Genomic DNA, 21,050 nt, shown 5'->3' on the forward strand with positions numbered 1-21,050 from the left:
TTCTTTAAAAAAAAGCTGAAATCGGTTTCTGAATAAAAATGTAAAAGCATATCTTTGCAGCCGAAAAAATAGCGGTTATTTTCCGCGTATTCAATTATAAATAAACATACTAATGTCTAAAGTAACAGGTAAGGTTGCCCAAATTATAGGCCCGGTCATTGATGTTGAGTTTGAATCAGGGGTAGAGATCCCAAGAATTTATGACTCCCTTGAAATTGCAAAAGCTGATGGCTCAAGATTGGTTTTGGAAGTACAATCACACATTGGTGAGAATACAGTAAGAACCATTTCTATGGACTCTACCGATGGATTGAGTAGAGGAGTTGAAGTAGTAGCTACCGGTAATCCAATTCAAATGCCAATCGGTGAAGATGTTTACGGACGTCTTTTCAATGTGATCGGTGATGCTATCGATGGTTTGGAGGAACTGCCTAAAACTGGAGACAATGGACTTCCAATTCACAGGGAAGCACCCAAATTCGAAGACCTTTCCACTTCCACTGAGGTGCTTTTTACAGGTATCAAAGTAATCGACCTAATCGAGCCTTATGCAAAAGGTGGTAAAATTGGATTGTTCGGTGGTGCCGGGGTAGGTAAAACCGTATTGATTCAGGAGCTGATCAACAACATTGCAAAAGGTCACGGAGGTTTGTCCGTGTTCGCAGGTGTTGGAGAGCGTACTCGTGAAGGAAACGATTTGCTTCGTGAGATGTTGGAGTCCGGTATTATAAAATACGGTGACGATTTCTTGCACTCCATGGAAGAAGGAGGATGGGATTTGTCCAAAGTGGATAAAAAAGCAATGAAGGAGTCCAAAGCTACCTTCGTGTTCGGTCAGATGAACGAACCACCAGGAGCACGTGCTCGTGTGGCATTGTCCGGTTTGACCATTGCTGAGTACTTCCGTGATGGATCAGGAGAAGGTCAAGGAAAAGACGTTCTTTTCTTCGTAGATAACATTTTCCGTTTTACCCAAGCAGGTTCAGAGGTATCCGCACTTTTAGGTCGTATGCCATCTGCGGTAGGTTACCAGCCAACATTGGCAACAGAGATGGGTGCCATGCAGGAAAGGATTACATCAACAAAAAGAGGTTCCATTACATCCGTACAGGCGGTTTACGTTCCTGCGGATGACTTGACGGATCCAGCACCAGCGACAACATTTGCTCACTTGGATGCTACAACCGTACTTTCACGTAAAATTGCCGAGTTGGGTATCTATCCTGCTGTGGATCCTTTGGATTCAACGTCCAGGATTTTGACTCCGGATATTTTGGGTAAAGAGCACTACGATTGTGCACAACGGGTAAAAGAGTTGTTGCAACGTTATAAAGAGCTTCAGGATATTATTGCCATCTTGGGTATGGAAGAACTTTCTGAAGAAGATAAGTTGGCCGTAGGTAGAGCTAGACGTGTACAACGTTTCTTGTCTCAGCCTTTCCATGTAGCTGAGCAGTTTACCGGTATTCCAGGGGTGTTGGTGGATATTAAAGAGACCATCAAAGGATTTAACATGATTATGAACGGTGAATTAGATCACCTACCAGAATCTGCCTTTAACCTTAAAGGAACCATCGAGGAAGCTATCGAGGCTGGAGAAAAAATGTTGGCGGAAGCATAAAAAAGATTTGAGATGCTAGTATTGAGTAGTTAGAAATCTCAACTACGCACATCTCACTACTCATATCTAATATCTCAATACTAATAAATATGTATTTAGAAATAGTATCACCCGAAGCCACTTTATTCTCAGGCGAGGTAACCTCGGTTACCGTACCTGGAGTGGATGGAGAATTTCAGATGCTGGAGAACCACGCAGCAATCGTGTCTCTTTTGCAAGCTGGAAAAGTAAAAGTGAAAGGTAATATCACCATTGATGAAGCCTTTGCGGATAAATTTTCCAAAGGAAGCAATGGCGAAACTATCTTGAACATTTCAAGCGGCACGGTCGAAATGAAAGACAATAAAGTGATTGTTTTGGCCGACTAGGGTAAATGAATAGATTCACAATAAAAAAGCCGCTCCTTTTGGAGCGGCTTTTTTATTTATAAGATGATAACACATGCCATTCTTTTCCATTTGAATTGTATATGGTCAAGGTGTTAAAACCTATAGCCGTATGCGCCACCAAAGACCGTTTGTTTTTGCCATCCACTTCGGTGATTATGGTATCAAAACCCTTGGGCAGTTTCTCCTTCATGGTTTGATACAGCTTTCGAAAAATACCTTGTCCTCGATGGGTTTTCGCTATACAAATCTGCCCCATGGCCATATAGTTGACCTTTCTCTCAAGTACTTTATCGATTTCTTGAAACATGGGGCGAAGTACTTCAATATCGTTACCGAATCTTGGGTGCATGCACAAGGCGTAACCTACCACCTTATTATCATCCACGGCAATAATGTGTCCGCACACCTCATTCATGGCTTGCAGTACATCCAAGGTGTGTTCCACGGTCACGAAACCCTCTTTTGTGCTTTCGTCTTCGCTTATGTTTTTAGGTAAATTTCGCTGCTGAAGTTCTAGAATCTGTTCCAGTTCCTTCAAAGAGACCGCTTGTTTGTAAATGACCATTTATTCCACCTTAAGCCATTCTTTTCGTTGCTCTAGCATCTTTTTGGATGGTTTTGCTTCCTTATCCTCCATCAAACTAAACGTGTAATCTGGGCTAGGTGTCAGGACCATTTCCGTTGTTTTCTCAATTCCGTATCTAGAAAATTTAACCTCTACAGGTTCGCCTAAATTAAATTGAGCCAGATAATCTTCAAAAGATTGACCTGTCGTAACAGGTTTGTCGTTAATGCTCAGAATAATATCACCATTGTCAAGACCAGCTTCGTATGCCGGACTTCCAATGGAAGTGTTTCTACGTACCGCATACCCCGAATCGTCAGCTCCCATGGAGACGTAGGCCCCAAAATATGGTGATGCTTCCAGTTGTTCCAACACAACACCAACGGATTCCATGAGTTTTTTATAGTCGGGCATTTCACTTTTGTAGATGTAACTATTGAAGAAATTGTCTCCAAAAGATTTGCCAGCGTATTCGTTTAAGGCATCATGAAGGTTTTGGATGGTATATGGAATTTCCGTTTTACCATATTTTTCCCAAACGAGCTTCATATAATCGTCAAGGTTTAAAGCTTTCTCTCTTAGCGACAAATCCAACGCAAGACCCAATACACTTCCGTAGGAATAGTAAGAGATGAACATATTTTCTCGGTTCACAGGGTCAACAGAAGTAGCGGCATCCACAAAAGGCGCTTGAAAACTCATTTCAATCGGATTAAAAAATTGGCGGGCTGGAGAGTTCCAAACGTAATTGAAGGTTCCTGCCAACCCTTCTACGTATTCTTTAGGAGATTCAAGTCCGGCCCTACACAAAATCAAACCCGTGTAATAGCTTGTAAACCCCTCGGCAAACCATAGTGCCCCGCTCATATTGGCTTCTTCAAAGTCAAAAGGCTCCAAAGTTTTAGGGCGGATGCGCTCCACGTTCCACGCATGGAAAAACTCGTGTGATACTGTCCCGATATTACGTTCCATTCCGCCGTCTGCCAAACTACGGGTACTGGTTAAAATGGTGGAATTACGGTGCTCCATACCATCACCGGAGGCATTGGGAATATAGCAGGCCAAGAAAGTGTAATTGCCATAATCAAACTCGGGAAGCTCTCCGTAAACCTCTTTTTCAGCAAGAACAACTTTTTTTACTTTTTCAAAATATTCATCGGCCTCTGCTTCGGTTCCATTATGATGGAGTGCAAGATTGATGGTCTTTCCGTCCACCCCAAAAGAACGAAGCATGTAGTTGCTGATTTCCGTAGGGCTGTCCATAAAATAATAGAGGTTCGGAGCCGAATAGGTAGTGCCCGAGACCAAAGGAAGCTGCGTGGCCACTTTCCAATCCAAATCTTCGCGTACATTGAATGTCACTTCAAGTTTGCGTTCACTGAGTTCGGGCGAAAACATAAAAGTTGCGGGAATATTCAAATGGGCATGTGTTTCATCCACTTGAGAGTAGGTGCCGCCACCGCGATTGGCAAACAAAATATATTTGATGTTGATGGTTCCATCATGTCCGCTGACATGCCAAGCATAAGGGTTGGGCCTGGTAACCGTCAATGTGTTTCCTTTACTGTCCGTAGCTTCGAAACCATATACGTTTTTGGCAAATTCGTGAAGCGCGTAACGTCCAGGGGACGTTCTGCTCATTCGGAATTCAACGATATCATCGGTCAAATTAGGAAAGGTGGCTTCTATAACCGCTTCGTGATGAACGGCATTATCAAAAGAAATTTGATAAGTATTGGTCTGGCCAGTACTAAGCAACCCTGTGAATAGTGCTAAAAAGGAAAAGATAAATTTCATTTTTGGAATAGGTTTAAGAACGACTAAGATACTGTTTAATCACCGTAAGTGCTACATTTGTGTTATGAGGAAATATGACGAATTTTGCAATTGCTGATGAATTATTTAACCACATGAAAAAGGAGTTTCACACTTTGGGTACATTTGAGTTTCCTGCGGATGCCGTGGTCATTAAAGGGAAGCTCGAAGCAGAAGGAATCCCAGTATTCTTAAAGGATGAGAATACGATAAACTCCTATTCAATGGTGAGCAATGCCATGGGAGGTGTTAGGCTTCAGGTCTATTCTTCGGATATGGAAAGGGCCAAGCAGATTTTTGATGAGGTCAGAAGTTACGCCACGGACGATTTTGGAAATCCCATCATATGCCCGAATTGCAAGGCAAGTCGTTCCGAAATCTACTATTCGAGAAAGAATTTGTTTTTTAAGCTATTTCCATTTTTTGAATCCACCAAGTACAGGTGCATGCAGTGCAATTTTATTACCAGACCCGCTAAATGATTTTAGTTATAACTGGGATTATTTTAACCGTTGGTAGATAAGGCCTCTGCCCACGGTGGCCTCTAATTGGTAATGATTTTCCAGGTACTCATCAATATAGTTGTTGTAACCTAGTAATTTTTTGTCAAAGATTTTTTTGCCCTTTCTGGCCACCAAAGTTTTTGGCCGAATCACTTCCATAATATATTTGAGTTCTTCGACCCCAGATTTTCGCGGATTGTTCATATAGGGAAATAGCTCTTCGCGAGTAATGTTGCTAGGATGCGTAGCTGGTTTGGTGGGAGGGGTTTCATCCAAGATCCAATAACCGATGTGGTACTCGGTAAAAAAGATATGTTCGGTTTTAAGATTATGGTCTATAATGTATCTGGGTACATCAATGCCCTCACCATTGTAAAAAGAACTCTTTTTTATTTTGTTGGAGATGACATTGCCATATTCCAAATAGGATTCCATGGGAACCAATATGAGAAGGACAGCGATTACAGCACGGTATTTTTTTTGAATGGGCGGGAGTTTGGCAACTGCCATGCCCAAAGGAATCAATATAAATGGATAGAGTTGGATGAGGTAGTGGCCATTCACTTTGCCCGATTGTACGTAGGAGATTAGAATCCCTATGACGACAATGGTCAACAATTGTATGTTTTTTGATTTCCAATCGATAAGTTTTAAATAGAATCCTGAGCCCAACAGCAGTATAATGGTGCCCACGTAGGGCAATGTTCTCCAAGGTGAGTGGAACCTCCCTTCGGAATAGGCCAAGGGTGCCTCAAAAACGGACTTCCACCAAACTTGAGTGTCTCCTTGAAAGTAATACGGAATTGCTGTGCATGCAATGGTCACAAAAAAACCTGTGCCCATAAACACTAAGTTTTTAATGTTTTTCCATGCATGATTTCCATAAAATCCTTCCCACAAAAAGTAGAGTCCCAAACAGAAAACAGGATAGGCCATGTTCAACTTCGTCATCACGGACAAGCCCAACAACAGTCCAGAGGTAAAGAACCACTTCGCATCGTTTTGATAAACCAAAAGATATAGGGCCGCTACAAAAAAGAAGGTGCAAATATGTTCGGACATTACACCCTGTAAACTGCCAAACAGGCTCTGGAAAAATACACAGAAGATAGCCGTCCAGAATGCCACTTTTTTTGTAGTGATTTTTATTGCGACACCATACGTAAATAAACTGGTGAGGGCCACCATTACCGCTCCAAACAACCGAATGGCAAAAAAGCTTTTCCCAAAAATTTTGATGATGATGGCAAAATACAGAAACGTAATAGGAGGTTTTAAATCCCACAATTGAGTGTAAGGCAAATGTCCGTTCACCCAAGATTGTCCCATGAGGATGAAAGTGCTCTCATCGCGATCCACATAATCCCTAAAAAAGAACGGAAATCTTACAAAGACAGAAACAATGACCAAAATAAGCAAGACCATTTTCCAGTCCAAATCTTGATACCTCAGAAAACGTAATTTTTTAAACACGGCGGCATTCAGCTTTTTGGTCGTTAGTTATCATATTTGCAATATAGATAAATTTGAATGGTTAAACAGCTACCAACTTTAGGTACGCTTGCTTTAGCTTTTCAATTACGATTTTTAGTTCATCTTGGTTTAAATGTCCATAACCGAAACGTATGGCGCAGATATTTTTATCTTGATAAAGAATGGTTTTTGGCATGAACAAATCCAATTTTTCAGCTTCTTCGGCTAGTTGTACCAAGGATATCGGATTTTTAAACCGTAACCACATGGCAAGTCCACCAGAGGGTATTTGCCAATCAATTACATTGTCAAAATGTTCTTTTAATAAAGTGCCTAAAGTATCTCTACGTTTTTTGTAGGTTACTATATTTTTTTTCTTGAGACGGTATATTTCGCCTTCGGATATCAGTTCAGAAAGCATTTGTTCCTGTATCAGGTCTCCTTGGGTGTCCAATAATTGCAAATAATTTTTGGCTTCGGTGATTACCTGTTCTGGCGCCACGACAAACCCTGTATGAAAACTTGGAAATAATGATTGTCCCAGTTTGCCCAAGTAAATTATGTTACCATTTGCATCTGCACTTGCCATGGGTAACATGGAAGACCCTTCAAACTGAAAATCATGGTCAAAATCATCCTCAATAATGGCTATACCATGGGTTTTGGCCAATTCCAATAATTGCAATCTTCTTTTGGTGCTTAACGTTGTGGTTGTTGGATAGTCTCTGTTGGAGCAAACATAGATACAACGAATGGGCTCATGTATAAAATGCTTTTTTATATACCCAATATCCAATCCCTCCTCATCTACAGGAACTGTTTTGATTTTTGCCCCAGCTTGTTGAAATATCATGTTGGCCACATAATTACTTAGTTGTCCAACCAGCACCAAATCGCCTGGATTTATCAATACCTGCGAAACAATATACAGGCTCATTTCCGTACTACGGGTATTCAATAAATTGGTTGGTTTTATATGGAAGCCCCTAGTGACATTTAAGTAGTTGCAAAGTTGCGTACTAAAAATCGAAGGAATCAAGGCACTGGTTTTATTCCATTTGTTGATTAATGACTTTCGTTTCATTGCAGCGCTATACCACCTAGAAAATTGGTGCACGGGATGTAATCTTAAATCGGGCTTACCATCATTTATGGAATATTTGGCGGTAATCTCCACTTTGGTCGATGCTAGATTAAAGGATTGTTGGAACGGGAATCCTGGAATTTTTGGATACTCGTAAACCTGGTTGATATGCTGTGTGGTCGCTTTGATTTTTGATTTGGAATCTTCTGGAACTATCACAAAAGTTCCCTTGTTGGGTATGATGTCTACCCAACCTTGCGAGGCCAATTCATCATAGATAGCCACAGCTGTATTGCGATGAACGTTCAACAACTTGCTTAAGGCACGTGTTCCGGGCAACTTACTGCCTTTTTCCAGATAACCACGTTGAATGGCGTTCATGATTTGTTGTGCCACCTGCACATATGCAGGCTGAACAATGGACTTGTCTATAGATGTAATTTGGACCAATAAATCAAAAACCGGACTATTCATTGTTTTAAAACTGGACTAGTTTAATCGTCCGGAAAGTTAGGACTTTTGCGGCATATAATTAATTGACTTAAAAACTTACCTTACAAGCTTACATAATGAAGAAATCAATCTTATTATTTGCGATTTTACTGGTCGGTGCTTTTCAAGTAAAAGCGCAAGAGGACGATGCTGCCGTAAAGGTGGATTCGCTAAGCGAAGTTGTGGTGACCGCAAACCGAATTAACCTTCCTTTCAAGGAAAATTCAAGAACAATTAATATCATCACTTCCATTGATATTAAAAACAGTGCTGCCGTAAATGTGGCAGATTTGTTACAACAAGTTGCGGGTGTGGATATAAGAAGACGCGGAACTGGTGGTAGCCAAGCGGATTTGTATATAAGGGGGGGTGGTTTTGACCAAACCTTATTATTGATAGATGGCGTTAAAATGGACGATGCGCAAACGGGTCACCATACCATGAACGCAGCTTTGCCCATAGAGGTAATAGAAAGAATTGAAATTATAAAAGGTCCGGCAGCGCGGGTTTTTGGGCAAAATGCCTTTGCTGGGGCCATTAATATCATAACCAAGAAGAATTTGGATAATTCTGTTTCCTTAAATGTGGAAGCGGGTTCCTTTGGACAATTGAACGGCAGTGCAACTGCTGGCGTGGATACCGAAAACTCGACTCATATAATACATGTGGGAAGGATGACATCTGAGGGGTATAGAAATAACTCAGATTACGATAATGGCAATTACTATTTAAAGAGTGTTTTTAATAAAAACGCCCAGCCTATAGAAATGACAGCAACTTTCTTGGAGCGTAATTTTGGCGCCGAGAATTTTTATACCACTAACCCCACGTTTCATGAGTACGAAGAAACCCAAAATAGTCTTTTGGCGGTTTCTACCACTTTTAAGAACAACAAACTGAAAATTCAACCAAGAATTTATTGGAAACGTAATCAAGACTTGTTCCTCTTGAGAAGAAACGAACCAAGTTTTTACAGGAATATGCATATTTCTAATAAGGTTGGGGTAGAGACCAATGCGTCTTATGCTTCTAAATTGGGAATTACAGGATTTGGAGTAGAGTTTTCCAAAATCTACCTAAGAAGTAATAACCTAGGTAGCCGAAACCGTTTTATGTCGAATGTGTTTTTGGAACATCGTTTTAGCATTGCGGACAACAAGTTGGATATTACCCCAGGTGTGGCACTAACTTATTTTTCCGACTTTAAGTTTAGAGCATTTCCTGGATTGGATATAGGTTATAGCCTTACCAATACGTTTAAAGTATATGGTAATATTGGCTATACCTACCGTATACCAACGTATACGGATTTGTTCTATAACGACCCTGTAACCAGTGGTAACGAAAATTTGGAGCCAGAAGAAGCTTTTGCACAAGAATTGGGTTTAAAGTACACCACGCCTAAATTTAATGCCAGCGTAGCCGTTTTTAATAGAGACGCGGATAATCTAATCGATTTTATTAGAAACGATGTTTCTGAAGATGTATTTGTAGCAACAAACATTACGGAAGTAAATACCAAAGGTTTGGAGTTGGATGCTATGTATAATTTTAAGTTCAAAGACTTTACGCAAACTTTAAGTGTTGGCTATGCGTTTTTGGATGACAATATTTTAGACCAAAACGAAGAATTGTCCCGTTACTCTTTAAACACGCTAAAACACCAATACACCACGCGCTTAAGCACGCAATTGTTTAAAAATATACGTCAGAATATAATTTATAAGTATGCAGAGCGTACTACAGGACAAACCTATAATGTTTGGGATGCATCATTGGCTGTTAAAGTAAAACTGGCGGAATTTACCCTTACTGCAAGTAATATTTTCGATGCAGATTACATAGAGTCTGGTTTTATACCTATGCCGCCAAGCAATGTTCTATTTGGTTTGCGATACAGTTTTAAATAGGAGCAAAAGCGGATTCCTGCATAAGGTCAAATCTAATCAAGCGGCCAAAGAGAAGGGTAAATAGGTTTCCATGAAATAGACCTAGTAAACATTTAAAAACGTTTTAGTAATTTAGCGATTTCAAACTCCTTGAAATTTTGAAGCTGAACCTTGAACAGATACCTCGGGAGAAGACCCTTTCCAAAAAGGAGTTTATCCAAAAATATTTCAAGCCCCAAAAGCCTGTTGTAATCGAACGCTTTATTGAGGATTGGCCTGCTTATTCCAAGTGGAACCTGGACTATGTAAAGGAAGTTGCCGGGGATAAGGAGGTTCCCTTGTATGATGACCGCCCCGTAAAGCACGATGAAGGTTTCAACGAGCCACATGCCAAAATGAAGATGGCCGATTATGTGGACTTACTCAAAAGCGGGCCAACAAAATACCGTATTTTTCTTTGGAATATCTTAAAAGAAGTTCCCGAGCTTCAAAAGGACTATTCTTTTCCAGATTTTGGTCTTCGGCTTATGAAAGGTTTGCCCATGCTATTTTTTGGTGGTGAGGACTCGTATACTTTTATGCATTATGACATTGATTTGGCCAATATTTTCCATTTTCATTTTGAAGGGAAAAAGCAATGTATTCTTTTTTCTCAGGACGAAACCAAATTCTTATATAAGATTCCACATTCTTTGATTACGCGTGAGGATATCGATTTTGCAGACCCTGATTTGGAGAAGTGGCCTGCACTCCAACATGCCAAGGGGCACATTACGCATTTGGAACACGGGAATGTGCTATATATTCCCGAAGGGTATTGGCACCATATGAAGTATATTACACCAGGTTTTTCTATGAGTTTGAGGGCAATTGCTCGTAAACCAAAAAATCTCAGCAAGGCCATTTACAACATTTTTATAATGCGACATTTTGACAACTTCATGCGCAAACTCAAAGGACAACAATGGATTGACTGGAAGAATGAAAAAGCCATTGAACGGACTCAGAAACTATTGTTGCAGGATTGATTTATTTGATGAGTTCGCTCACTTTTTCGTAAACCAAATGACTTTCCCAGCCTCGGTAAAGTAAATAGTCGGCAAGTTTCTTTTTTTTCTTGAGGGGGTTCTTTTCCGTTATTTGATCTAATCGCTTTTTGGCGAGTTCATCAAAAGTTTTCAGGTAATCTTCATTCTGTATTTCAGCCAATGCACTTTTGATGTTGTATAAAGAGATTTCCCTAAACTTCAATTCCCTGACGATTCTGTTGGCTCCCCATTTTTTAATGTTGAACTTTCCACGGGCAAAGGCTTTGGCAAAACGCTCTTCGTTGAGGTAGTTTTCTTGTATCAAATGGCCCATTATTTGGTCTATGGCCACCGGAATCATGTTCATGCCTTTTAATTTTTCCATTACCTCCTTATGGCAGCGCTCTTGGTAAGCGCAGTAGCTTTCCATCTTTTTGGTAGCTTCGTCCAAGGTGTAGGCTTTGGTATGATTCATATGTCAAAAGTACATAAAACAAAAAAGCGACCCCATTTCTGGAGTCGCTTCTGATTATATTTGGATTTTCTTACCGTCTTTGTCCTTAAAACTATATTCAAGGTATTTGTATGCGTCCCTAGGTTGTATTTTAACCCATTTTTTATGGGTTTTAAACCATTTGGAACGAATTGAAGGAAATCCTTTGGTAAGGTAAGCCGCAATAAATGGATGTATGTTCAATACAAGTCCATTTATTTTTTGGTTTCGCTTAAGGATACGCTCCAAATCTACTTGAATCTTATCGATCAAAACAATCGGCGCTTCTACTTCGGCACCCGAAAGGTTCGGGTTTTCCTCACTGGTTTTGATATTCATTTCCGGACGGACCCTTTGTCTTGTAATTTGTACAAGTCCAAATTTACTTGGGGGCAAAATCTTATGTTTGGCCCGGTCGTCCTTCATTTCGTCGCGCAGGTGGTCAAACAACTTGCGTCTGTGGTCACCTTTGGTCATATCGATAAAATCCACTACAATAATACCTCCCATATCGCGCAAACGTAATTGTCTTGCAATTTCTGTTGCGGCCAAGAGGTTTACTTCTAGAGCGGTATCTTCTTGGTTTTTTGCCTTGTTGGAACGGTTACCACTGTTTACATCAATAACGTGCAAAGCTTCGGTATGCTCGATTACAAGATAAGCCCCTCGGCTCATGGATGCTGTTCGGCCGAACGATGTCTTAATTTGACGTTCTATCCCGAATTTTTCAAAAATCGGTGCGGGACCCGAGTACAACCTGACAATGGATTCTTTTTGTGGTGCAATCTCGTGCAAATAATCCTTGATCTGGTTGTACAGTGTTTCTTCATCAATATGGATTCCTGTAAAAGAATCGTTGAATACATCCCTAAGGATGGATGATGCCCTGTTCAACTCCACCAATACTTTGGATGGATGGGGCGCTTTTTGCAATTTCTTGCACATGTTTGTCCATTTGGAAAACAAGTTCTGTAGATCTTTGTCCAGTTCAGCAACTTTTTTGCCTTCTGCAACGGTACGTATGATTACACCAAATCCCTTGGGCTTAATGCTCTTTACGAGTCTGATAAGTCTGTCCTTCTCCTCTTTGCTCGCTATTTTTTGGGATACCGAGACCCTGTCGGAAAAAGGAACCATTACCAAGTAACGCCCTGCTATGGAAAGCTCCGAGCTAATTCTTGGTCCCTTAGTTGATATGGGTTCTTTTACTATTTGTACCAGTAATGACTGATTGGCTTTCAACACATCGTTGATGCTGCCATTCTTGTCAATGTCTTTTTCAAATGGAAAATTTCTAAGGGAATAATCTTTGAGTTTCCCTGTTCTAGCTTTTTTAATGAATTTCAACATGGAAGACAGTTGCGGGCCCAGGTCATGGTAATGCAGGAACGCATCTTTTTCATAACCTACATTGACAAATGCTGCATTTAGGCCTGTAACGGGTTTTCTTATCTTGGCTAGGAAGATGTCCCCTACGGAAAAGTTGTTGTTGTCTTCTTCTTTGTGTAATTCTACTAATTTTCCATCCTTTAGTAAGGCAAAATCGACTGCTTCTGGCGTAGATCTTACGATTAATTCTCTATTCACCTGAATCGATTTTTATTTATCCCACATGAATTTTGGGATAAATGATTAAACAATATATGGAATCGGCCATTTTTCGGACCGATTGAAATTCGTTTCTTGAATCTCTATGTCAAAGAACGTGATAGGATAAAACGAAAAAGTAGTTGAAACAACTACTTTTTCTTGTGTCGGTTAGCTCTTCTACGCTTCTTACGCTTGTGCGTCGCTACCTTATGTCTTTTTCTTTTCTTTCCACTCGGCATATGCTCTTGCTTTAGTGTTGTTAATTATATTATTTTACTTGTACATTGGTCTTTACGCCTTCCACAAAAACTTTGGCTGGCTTGAATGCAGGAATATTGTGTGCTGGAATTTTGATGGTAGTGTTCTTAGAGATGTTTCTACCTGTTTTTTCCGCTCTGGTCTTGATGATAAAGCTACCAAAACCTCTTAAATAAACATTATCACCATTCTCCAAGGATGATTTTACTTCTTCCATAAAGGATTCCACTGTCGCTTGCACATCTCCTTTTTCAATACCTAGTTTCTCCGAGATCCTAGTTACAATATCTGCTTTCGTCATTTTGTATTATTAATTTTCTAATTTTTTTCGGCTTGCAAATATAAACATTATAATTAATCTTTCCCTTTAACCCTTTAATTTTAAGTATATAAACTGATACATTTGAGCTTTATTACTTTCTTACATGACTTTTGCCCCAAAAATACTGAATTGGTACCATGAACATCAACGCGATCTTCCTTGGAGACAAACGCGCGATCCATACAAAGTTTGGCTATCGGAAATTATTCTCCAACAGACCCGTGTTGCTCAGGGAATGCCCTATTATTATAGCTTTGTGAAAGCTTTTCCCACCGTACATGAACTCGCCATTGCGCCTGAGGAACAGGTGCTTAAGCTGTGGCAAGGGTTAGGGTACTATTCACGTGCCCGTAATTTGCACGCTACGGCGAAAATGGTGGTTGAAGATTTCAACGGGAAATTTCCCGATACATATAATGGATTAAAATCATTGAAAGGAGTGGGGGACTATACGGCAAGTGCCATAGCATCTTTCTGTTTTGATGTCCCAGAACCCGTAGTGGACGGTAATGTGTACCGTGTTTTGTCCCGATATTTTGGCGTGGATCTACCTATTAATACCACTCAGGGCATTAAATGTTTTAAGGAATTGGCCCGCGAGGTAATGGATGCAGAGAATATCCGGGATTACAATCAAGGGATTATGGAGTTCGGTGCAATCCAATGTGCGCCAAAAAAACCTTATTGTTTGTTGTGTCCGTTACAGGAGAGCTGTGTGGCGTTGAAAGAGAACAAAGTGGACCAACTCCCAATAAAGTTGAACAAGACCAAAGTAAGGAACCGTTACTTTAATTATTTGGTACTGTTGGATGATGATCGCAACACTATTTTGGAGCAACGCACAGGAAAAGGTATTTGGCAGAATTTGTACCAGTTTCCATTAGTGGAATCGGAGAAAATGCTTCAGGCCGAAGAATTGAGGCCCTTGATCCACAAAAAAGATACGGTCCCACAGACAGAATCCATATCATTATATAATAATGAACCCGTCGTGCACAAACTGTCACACCAACATTTGTACACTCAATTTTGGATCTTAAAAACTTCTGATATATTAAAGGAAGGAACACCTTGGGAGGAAATTGGAGGTTTTCCCGTACCAGTTTTGATAGCAGATTTTATCAAGACATTGAAAATTTAGTACTTTTGATTAATTAAGAGAGATATGAGCGGAACATTGAACAAAGTAATGCTGATCGGGCATTTGGGAGACGAAGTAAAAATGCACTATTTTGAGGGCGGAAACTGTATTGGCAGGTTCCCTTTGGCCACCAACGAAACCTATACCAATAGGCAAACCGGAGAAAGGGTCACGAATACGGATTGGCACAACATTGTAGTGCGAAACAAAGGAGCGGAAATTTGTGAAAAATACCTGAGCAAAGGTGATAAGGTTTATGTAGAGGGCCGCTTAAAAAACAGGCAATGGCAAGGTGAGGATGGCAATACAAGATATACTACCGAGGTACATGTGCAGGACTTTACTTTTTTAACCACCAAAAAGGAAAGTATGGCCAATGCGCAATCATCCGATTCAGGTTCGTCCTCTTCCAATTACCATGAGCCCAGTAATAATCAAGGTTCAGCCGCACCAATCGATAATACGGAAGAAGAGGATGACCTGCCATTCTAAAATAAAAAGACTAAAGCAATACTAAATTGGATCCCGAGCCCCATAGTTTGGCATTTTACTTGTCCACTAACAGTGGAATATTCACTTTAAAGATAGTTGTACTTATACTTCTTTTGGCCTGCTCTGCTTTGATTTCGGCTGCTGAAGTAGCCCTTTTTGGTCTATCGCAGACCGACTTGAACGAAATGCAAGAAAGCAACTCATCCCGTGGAAAAATGATCGTGGAGTTATTGGAGAAGCCAAAAAAGCTGCTGGCCACTATTCTAATTACCAACAACGCCATTAATATCGGAATTGTACTGCTTTTCAGTTCCATTGGCAATACCATTTTTGCCGAAATCGATGGAACCTTGCGTTTTTTGTTGGAAGTGGTAACTGCTACCTTCCTAATATTGATGTTTGGGGAAATTCTTCCCAAAATATACGCCAATCGTAACCGAGTACAGTTTTCGCAATTTATAGCCGTGCCCTTAAAGGTACTCAGCTATATTTTTACGCCATTGAGTGCGCCAATGCGCTCTGTTACCTTGTTTATGGAGGATAAATTGGGCAAGAAAAAATCCAACTTGAGTATTAACCATCTTTCCCAAGCTTTGGAACTGGCCTCTGAAGGAGATACGACCAAAGAGGAGCAAAAAATTTTGGAAGGTATCGTAACCTTTGGGAATACGGATACCAAACAAGTTATGCGACCTCGGATAGATATTTTCGCCGTAAACGAAAAAATGAAGTTTTCCGAGGTGCTACAGGAGATTAAGAAGAACGGTTATTCCAGAATTCCCGTGTTTTCGGAGAATATGGACAATGTTTTGGGCGTTCTTTATGTGAAGGACCTGTTGCCTTATATTGATAGAAAAACCTTTAACTGGATGTCGCTCATCCGAGAACCTTATTTTGTTCCCGAAAACAAAAAGTTGGATGACCTGTTGTTGGAGTTTCAGGACAAGAAGAACCACTTGGCCGTTGTGGTGGATGAATACGGAGGAACATCCGGAATTGTAACATTGGAAGACATTATTGAAGAAATCGTTGGGGATATCAGCGATGAATTTGATGATGAGGACCTCGTGTTTTCCAAATTGGACGACTACAACTATGTGTTTGATGGCAAAACAGCTTTAAAGGATTTTTACCGTGTGGTAAAAATTGAACAGGAAGACGAGTTCGAGAGCAAAAAGGGAGAATCCGAGACCATAGCCGGATTTGTATTGGAAATTTCAGGAAGCTTCCCGAAGCTAGCAGAGAAGGTATTGTTCAACAATTACACTTTTGTGGTGGAAAGCATGGACAAAAAGAGATTGAAACGCATAAAAGTAACCTTGCCACATGAAGCATAAGATTTTATTTTTCGTAGTTGTAACCATGCTTTTTATGGGCTGTAAAGAAGAAGTCTTGCCAAAACCCAAGGCCATGTTGCGATTGGATTATCCTACGGCTGAATATGTGGAATCCGGCCCAGATTGTGTATATACTTTTGATAAGAACACCCTTTCGGACATTAAGGAAAACAAAGATTGTTCCATGGTACTTGATTATCCTATGATGAACGGGTCCATTTATTTGACCTATAAACCCGTTCAAGGAAACTTGGATACCTTGCTCGTGGATGCTCAGAAACTATCCTACGAACATGTGGTGAAAGCGGATAACATTGTGGAACAACCTTTTTTAAACGAAGAAGATGGAGTGTATGGCATGTTCTACGAAGTAAGCGGAAACGCCGCATCACAATCCCAGTTTTATGTAACGGATAGCATCAATTACTTTGTGACGGGTTCTTTGTATTTCTATGCCAAACCTAATTACGATTCCATTCTGCCTGCGGCGATGTACCTTCAGAACGATATTCGGAGGATCATGGAAAGTCTGCGTTGGAAAAATTAACTATTGAACGGTGTCCTTGGCAAGAAGTGCTTCGGCGCGCTCTATGCTGCCGTTAATTTTTTCCTTGACCACTTTTACCTTTTCTTCCTCTTCATCCAACCATTGCTTTTTTTCTTCGGAAAGTTCTTTGCCGTCAATGATTTCTTCATAATTGAACCGGTCGCCAAAATCTTTCATCCAATCCATCATTGCGGTGTTGGCATCTTGAAGGTCTTTCATGGCCACTTCATATTTTTGGCCCATTTCGGTGGAATCTACTTTTGGCTTAAGCTCTCCGACCAATTTGCCTATCGTGCTCATTTTCGGCATCACCTCGTCGTGGATGGCCATAACCTCTTTCATTTGGGTTTGTTCTTCAGTGGCTTTTTTCTCTTGCTTACAGGAAAAACTCAATAGAAAAACGGCAGATATTAGGAAGGGAAATACTTTTTTCATGGATTTTTATTTGATTACAAAAATAGTGATATACCAAACAACATCGGATAATAAATGTTTAATATGGATTAATCGATAATTATTGAGTGGGTCATAAATAAAAAAGGCGCTCGAGAGGAGCACCTTTTTACGTTATTAAGAGTTTTGATTATTTAAAGTCTGAAGCTTCAACGCCTTCGTTCACCTTGATTTCTTTTACAATAAACTCCATGTTCTGTGGTCCCATGCTTTGCATCAACTTAAAAGGAAACTTGATGCCGGAAACTTCTTGGTAGTCTCCGTAACCGATGGTACTTGTCATTTGTTGTCCTTGCACTTCTTGGGTAACGATTTCCTGTACTTTTAGACCTGTTTCCATGTCATAAAAAGCGGTTTTTCCATCGCTAATTTTGAGTTTGTAGGCTTTTTTGTCATCAACTTGCTCTACCCCTTCAAGGGTAACATCGCCTGCGGCCAAATAATTTAGCTCAGGGAATGCAGCTGATTCTTCTTTGATTTTTGCCACTTCTTCAGCGGAAAGGTCTTTGCGTTGACCCTGCATTATCATATATCCGGAGTCACCATCCAAAACCTGTTTCTGCATAGAGTTGCCCTGCACTTTTATGTTTTGCATGAATTGGTCTTGTGTTGTTTTCTTCATTTCAAGCTCCAATTTCATGCCTTGCATTTCGGCTTCTGCCATCATAGAATACGATTCCACGGCATCCAATTTGGCTTTTCCGCCGATGGCCTCAATGTAATTCTTCAAAACCGCGTTGGCATCGATTCCATCTGGAATTTCAGCGCCATACTCCGGTTTGTCTGTTTTGTTGGCGTACTTATCGTAATAAAGAACAGGAACGGCTTTTCCGTTAAAATTCACTTTCTCCAAATTTTCCAGTACATCTGTTCCTTTTCCGATGACCACTACACGGGCATTGGAGGTCGAAAAGTATTTTTTGGAAGCATTGAGCACATCTTCTTTGGAGATGGCATCCAAACGCTCCAAATACGTTTCGTAAAAATCTTTGGGAAGGTCTTCTGTTTCAATGTTCAATGCGTATTCAGCAACTGTTTCAGGTTTTTCCAAAGCCATTACAAAACTACCGGCATATTTGGCCTTGGCATTGGCCAATTCCTCATCGGATACCGGTTCGGAGGTCATTTGATCGATTTCTTTCAAAATCTCGACTACAGAACTATCGGTAACTGCGTTTCTAACTTGGGCATAGGCGTTGAATCGCATTGGACTGAATTTGTTGGCACGGATACCAGAATACGAACCATAGGTATACCCCTTGTCCTCCCTTAAATTTTTAAACAGACGGGCTTGTGATCCACCGCCCAATATTCTATTGGCCAAAAGAGCGTCCAAATAGTCTTCGTCCTTCATTTTTAAATTTGTGATGTTTTCCACGGCAACTTCGGATTGAACAGCGTTCGGAACATCAACAAAGTTGATTTGTGTGTACTGGACGTCTTGTGGGTCCGAATAGCTGAGGGATGGCGGTACGGCTTTGGTCCATGGGGTAAATGCTTCTGTGACAAGTTCTTTTACGGTATCAAACTCTACATCGCCAATAACCACTAGGTAGGCATTGGCAGGAACAAAATAGGAGCGGTAAAACTGCTCCACATCCATTAGTGAAACATTGTTTACCGTTTCCTCGGTCATAAATTCGCCATAGGGATGATTTTTTCCATAAGCTAAAGCTGCTTGAACTCTATCGGCTATCGCAGAAACATCCTTTTCTTCCGATTTGATTCCGGTAATCACTTTCTCCTTTTCCTTTTCAAACTCTTCTTGGAGAAAGTCTGGGTTGATTGCGGCATCTGCCATTAACTCAAGAACCCTTGGAAAATATTTGGATAAGGAACTTGCAAAGGCGCTTTGCTCACCGATGTAAATATTGGCTCCTAAAAAATCCACTTCTTCATAAAACTCGTCTTTTGGGATGTTTTTGGATCCTTTGCCGAGCATGCTTCCCGTCAAGGCGGAAACTCCTGCTTTGTCCCCCTCCAAAATAGGTGGGTTGTCTATGGACAGCTGGATTCGGACCCGTGGCAACTTGTGATTTTCCACTACGAGTACCTTCAAGCCGTTCTTAAGCTCAAAACGGGCAGGTTCCTTTAAATTTATTTTTGGTGCAGGCCCTGGTTCAGGGGGCGTGCTTCTATCTATTTGTGCGTATGTGGCTGTCATGAACAATGACAGCGCAGCTAAAACTAAATACTTTTTCATCTTAATTAGCGTCTTTTTGTTCTGGAAGGTATTCCAGCTCAATACGCTGGTTCACCTTCAAATATTTTTTGGCCACTTCCATGATTTCCTCACGGGTAATGGAGCGGTAGATATCTATTTCGGTATTGATGAGGTTCGTGTCATCCTTTAGCATATAGTTTTCTGCCAAGGAATTTGCAATGCCTTCAACGCTGCTGTTGGCATTCACAAATTGATTTTCGAACTTGTTTTGAAGTTTTTGATAATCTTTTTCGGAAATCAATTCCATTTGAAGCTTCAAAATCTCTTCATCGATTTCTTTTTTGATATCCTGAATGGAATTGTCTCCTACAGGAAGACCACCAACAATGTACGAGCTGTAATCTTCGGCATCAATGGGAACAGAAAGTATTTGAAGTGCCATTTTTTTCTCGTCAACCAATTTCTTATAAAGTTTGGAACTTTCGCCATCACTTAAATAGGCAGAAATCATGTTGATCACATAGGCATCCCGTTGTCCTTGTCCGGGCGTTCTGTAAGCCAATAGAATGGCCGGGATTTGAATGTTCGGGTCGTAATATTTGGCAAACTTTGTCTCGGTGATAGGGTCTTCCTTGATATTGGGTCTCTTTATTTCGGCTCCCCTTGGAATGGGGCCAAAATAATCTTTGATCATTTTTTTGGTTTTTGCGGTTTCAAAATCACCCGCTACGACCAAAACTCCATTGTTGGGAACATAATAGGTTTGGTTGAATTTTTTGAAGTCCTCCAAAGTGGCGCTTGCCAAATGATCTAAAGAACCGATTACTCCCCATCTATAAGGGTGCTTTGTGTAGAGGTTTTTCAAGATTTGCTCAAAAAATGCACCGTAGGGGGCATTGTCCGTCCTGAGTCTTCTTTCTTCTTGCACCACTTCTTTTTGGGTGTCTACGCCAACTTGCCCGATAATCGGGTGCATCAAACGTTCAGACTCCAACCAAAGTCCAACTTCCAAACTATTGGAAGGGAAAACCTCATAATAATACGTGCGATCCAAAAAGGTGTTGGCATTGTTTCTCCCTCCGTTGGCCGCGGTTATTTGGTCCCACTGGCCTCGCTCAATGTTTTTGGTGCCCTCGAAGAGCAGGTGTTCAAAAAAGTGTGCAAAACCCGTTTTGTCCGGGTCTTCGTCTTTAGATCCCACATGGTACATAACCGATGTGGTCACCACTGGAGCACCGTTGTCTTGATGCAAAATCACATGGAGCCCGTTGTCCAGGTCATACTCTTCAAAAACCACCTCTTGTGCAAAAAGGCTAGTTGCTGCAAAGAGCATGGCAGATGCAGTAAACAAATGTTTTTTCATTTTAATAGTCAGTATTTAAAAATTGATGTTG

At 40.7% G+C, this 21,050-nt stretch carries 19 protein-coding genes; 9 read left to right on the forward strand and 10 right to left on the reverse strand.

The window, feature by feature from the left end:
* Nucleotides 1-112: 112 nt before the first annotated feature.
* Both atpD and DCK90_RS09015 read left to right on the forward strand, forming a co-directional pair.
* On the forward strand, nucleotides 113-1,621 hold the full coding sequence (gene atpD, locus DCK90_RS09010; protein WP_108245844.1) for a F0F1 ATP synthase subunit beta: 1,509 nt from the start codon (nucleotides 113-115) through the stop codon (nucleotides 1,619-1,621).
* 89 nt (nucleotides 1,622-1,710) lie between these two features.
* The gene (locus DCK90_RS09015; RefSeq protein ID WP_108245845.1) at nucleotides 1,711-1,989 is read left to right on the forward strand and encodes a F0F1 ATP synthase subunit epsilon; all 279 of its coding nucleotides are present in this window, start codon (nucleotides 1,711-1,713) and stop codon (nucleotides 1,987-1,989) included.
* Nucleotides 1,990-2,041: 52 nt separating this feature from the next.
* On the opposite strand, the gene DCK90_RS09020 is transcribed toward DCK90_RS09015, so the two are convergent.
* Together DCK90_RS09020 and DCK90_RS09025 are read right to left on the reverse strand one after the other, a co-directional pair.
* Nucleotides 2,042-2,575 carry a GNAT family N-acetyltransferase gene (locus DCK90_RS09020; protein WP_108245846.1) on the reverse strand — a complete coding sequence of 178 codons (534 nt, stop codon included), beginning with the start codon at nucleotides 2,573-2,575 and terminating at the stop codon, nucleotides 2,042-2,044.
* Nucleotides 2,576-4,372 carry a M61 family metallopeptidase gene (locus tag DCK90_RS09025; protein ID WP_108245847.1) on the reverse strand — a complete coding sequence of 599 codons (1,797 nt, stop codon included), beginning with the start codon at nucleotides 4,370-4,372 and terminating at the stop codon, nucleotides 2,576-2,578.
* Between the two features lie 113 nt (nucleotides 4,373-4,485).
* On the opposite strand from DCK90_RS09025, the gene DCK90_RS09030 reads away from it, so the two are divergent.
* On the forward strand, nucleotides 4,486-4,872 hold the full coding sequence (locus tag DCK90_RS09030; protein WP_108245952.1) for a putative signal transducing protein: 387 nt from the start codon (nucleotides 4,486-4,488) through the stop codon (nucleotides 4,870-4,872).
* An 18-nt stretch (nucleotides 4,873-4,890) separates the two neighbouring features.
* On the opposite strand, the gene DCK90_RS09035 is transcribed toward DCK90_RS09030, so the two are convergent.
* Both DCK90_RS09035 and DCK90_RS09040 read right to left on the reverse strand, forming a co-directional pair.
* Nucleotides 4,891-6,366, reverse strand: a complete 1,476-nt coding sequence (locus DCK90_RS09035) for an ArnT family glycosyltransferase (protein WP_234414692.1) — start codon at nucleotides 6,364-6,366, stop codon at nucleotides 4,891-4,893.
* 61 nt (nucleotides 6,367-6,427) lie between these two features.
* On the reverse strand, nucleotides 6,428-7,924 hold the full coding sequence (locus DCK90_RS09040) for an aminotransferase-like domain-containing protein (protein ID WP_108245849.1): 1,497 nt from the start codon (nucleotides 7,922-7,924) through the stop codon (nucleotides 6,428-6,430).
* 95 nt (nucleotides 7,925-8,019) lie between these two features.
* Here DCK90_RS09040 and DCK90_RS09045 point away from each other — a divergent pair, with 95 nt between their 5' ends.
* Together DCK90_RS09045 and DCK90_RS09050 are read left to right on the forward strand one after the other, a co-directional pair.
* Nucleotides 8,020-9,852, forward strand: a complete 1,833-nt coding sequence (locus tag DCK90_RS09045) for a TonB-dependent receptor plug domain-containing protein (RefSeq protein WP_108245850.1) — start codon at nucleotides 8,020-8,022, stop codon at nucleotides 9,850-9,852.
* A gap of 137 nt (nucleotides 9,853-9,989) precedes the next feature.
* Complete coding sequence (locus tag DCK90_RS09050) at nucleotides 9,990-10,859, forward strand: cupin-like domain-containing protein (protein ID WP_108245851.1); 870 nt, start codon at nucleotides 9,990-9,992, stop codon at nucleotides 10,857-10,859.
* A 1-nt stretch (nucleotide 10,860) separates the two neighbouring features.
* Here the strand turns inward: DCK90_RS09050 and DCK90_RS09055 are convergent, their stop codons facing one another.
* From DCK90_RS09055 to DCK90_RS09065, 3 genes are all read right to left on the reverse strand, one after another.
* On the reverse strand, nucleotides 10,861-11,334 hold the full coding sequence (locus DCK90_RS09055; protein WP_108245852.1) for a regulatory protein RecX: 474 nt from the start codon (nucleotides 11,332-11,334) through the stop codon (nucleotides 10,861-10,863).
* A 54-nt stretch (nucleotides 11,335-11,388) separates the two neighbouring features.
* Nucleotides 11,389-12,939: an Rne/Rng family ribonuclease gene (locus tag DCK90_RS09060; protein ID WP_108245853.1), complete on the reverse strand. Its 1,551-nt coding sequence runs from the start codon at nucleotides 12,937-12,939 to the stop codon at nucleotides 11,389-11,391.
* Nucleotides 12,940-13,210: 271 nt separating this feature from the next.
* Entirely contained in the window at nucleotides 13,211-13,501 is a 291-nt protein-coding gene (locus DCK90_RS09065; RefSeq protein WP_014032385.1) for an HU family DNA-binding protein, read from the reverse strand.
* A 124-nt stretch (nucleotides 13,502-13,625) separates the two neighbouring features.
* On the opposite strand from DCK90_RS09065, the gene mutY reads away from it, so the two are divergent.
* Genes mutY through gldD form a run of 4 tightly spaced genes read left to right on the forward strand, consistent with a single transcriptional unit; the run spans nucleotide 13,626 to nucleotide 17,039 of the window.
* Nucleotides 13,626-14,663 carry an A/G-specific adenine glycosylase gene (mutY, locus tag DCK90_RS09070; RefSeq protein ID WP_108245854.1) on the forward strand — a complete coding sequence of 346 codons (1,038 nt, stop codon included), beginning with the start codon at nucleotides 13,626-13,628 and terminating at the stop codon, nucleotides 14,661-14,663.
* 24 nt (nucleotides 14,664-14,687) lie between these two features.
* Entirely contained in the window at nucleotides 14,688-15,155 is a 468-nt protein-coding gene (locus tag DCK90_RS09075) for a single-stranded DNA-binding protein (protein WP_108245855.1), read from the forward strand.
* Between the two features lie 26 nt (nucleotides 15,156-15,181).
* Nucleotides 15,182-16,492, forward strand: a complete 1,311-nt coding sequence (locus DCK90_RS09080) for a gliding motility-associated protein GldE (RefSeq protein WP_108245856.1) — start codon at nucleotides 15,182-15,184, stop codon at nucleotides 16,490-16,492.
* Nucleotides 16,482-17,039: a gliding motility lipoprotein GldD gene (gene gldD, locus DCK90_RS09085; protein ID WP_108245857.1), complete on the forward strand. Its 558-nt coding sequence runs from the start codon at nucleotides 16,482-16,484 to the stop codon at nucleotides 17,037-17,039. The genes DCK90_RS09080 and gldD overlap by 11 nt, the downstream gene beginning before the upstream one ends.
* On the opposite strand, the gene DCK90_RS09090 is transcribed toward gldD, so the two are convergent.
* The 3 genes from DCK90_RS09090 to DCK90_RS09100 all read right to left on the reverse strand — a co-directional run bounded on the left by DCK90_RS09090 (nucleotide 17,040) and on the right by DCK90_RS09100 (nucleotide 21,019).
* Nucleotides 17,040-17,474 carry a hypothetical protein gene (locus DCK90_RS09090; RefSeq protein ID WP_108245858.1) on the reverse strand — a complete coding sequence of 145 codons (435 nt, stop codon included), beginning with the start codon at nucleotides 17,472-17,474 and terminating at the stop codon, nucleotides 17,040-17,042. It lies immediately after the preceding gene.
* 148 nt (nucleotides 17,475-17,622) lie between these two features.
* On the reverse strand, nucleotides 17,623-19,695 hold the full coding sequence (locus tag DCK90_RS09095; protein ID WP_108245859.1) for a M16 family metallopeptidase: 2,073 nt from the start codon (nucleotides 19,693-19,695) through the stop codon (nucleotides 17,623-17,625).
* Nucleotide 19,696: 1 nt separating this feature from the next.
* Nucleotides 19,697-21,019: a M16 family metallopeptidase gene (locus DCK90_RS09100; RefSeq protein ID WP_108245860.1), complete on the reverse strand. Its 1,323-nt coding sequence runs from the start codon at nucleotides 21,017-21,019 to the stop codon at nucleotides 19,697-19,699.
* Nucleotides 21,020-21,050: the final 31 nt, after the last annotated feature.

Source organism: Muricauda brasiliensis (genome assembly GCF_003057865.1).
In the GTDB taxonomy this organism is placed as follows: Bacteria; Bacteroidota; Bacteroidia; order Flavobacteriales; family Flavobacteriaceae; genus Flagellimonas; species Flagellimonas chongwuensis.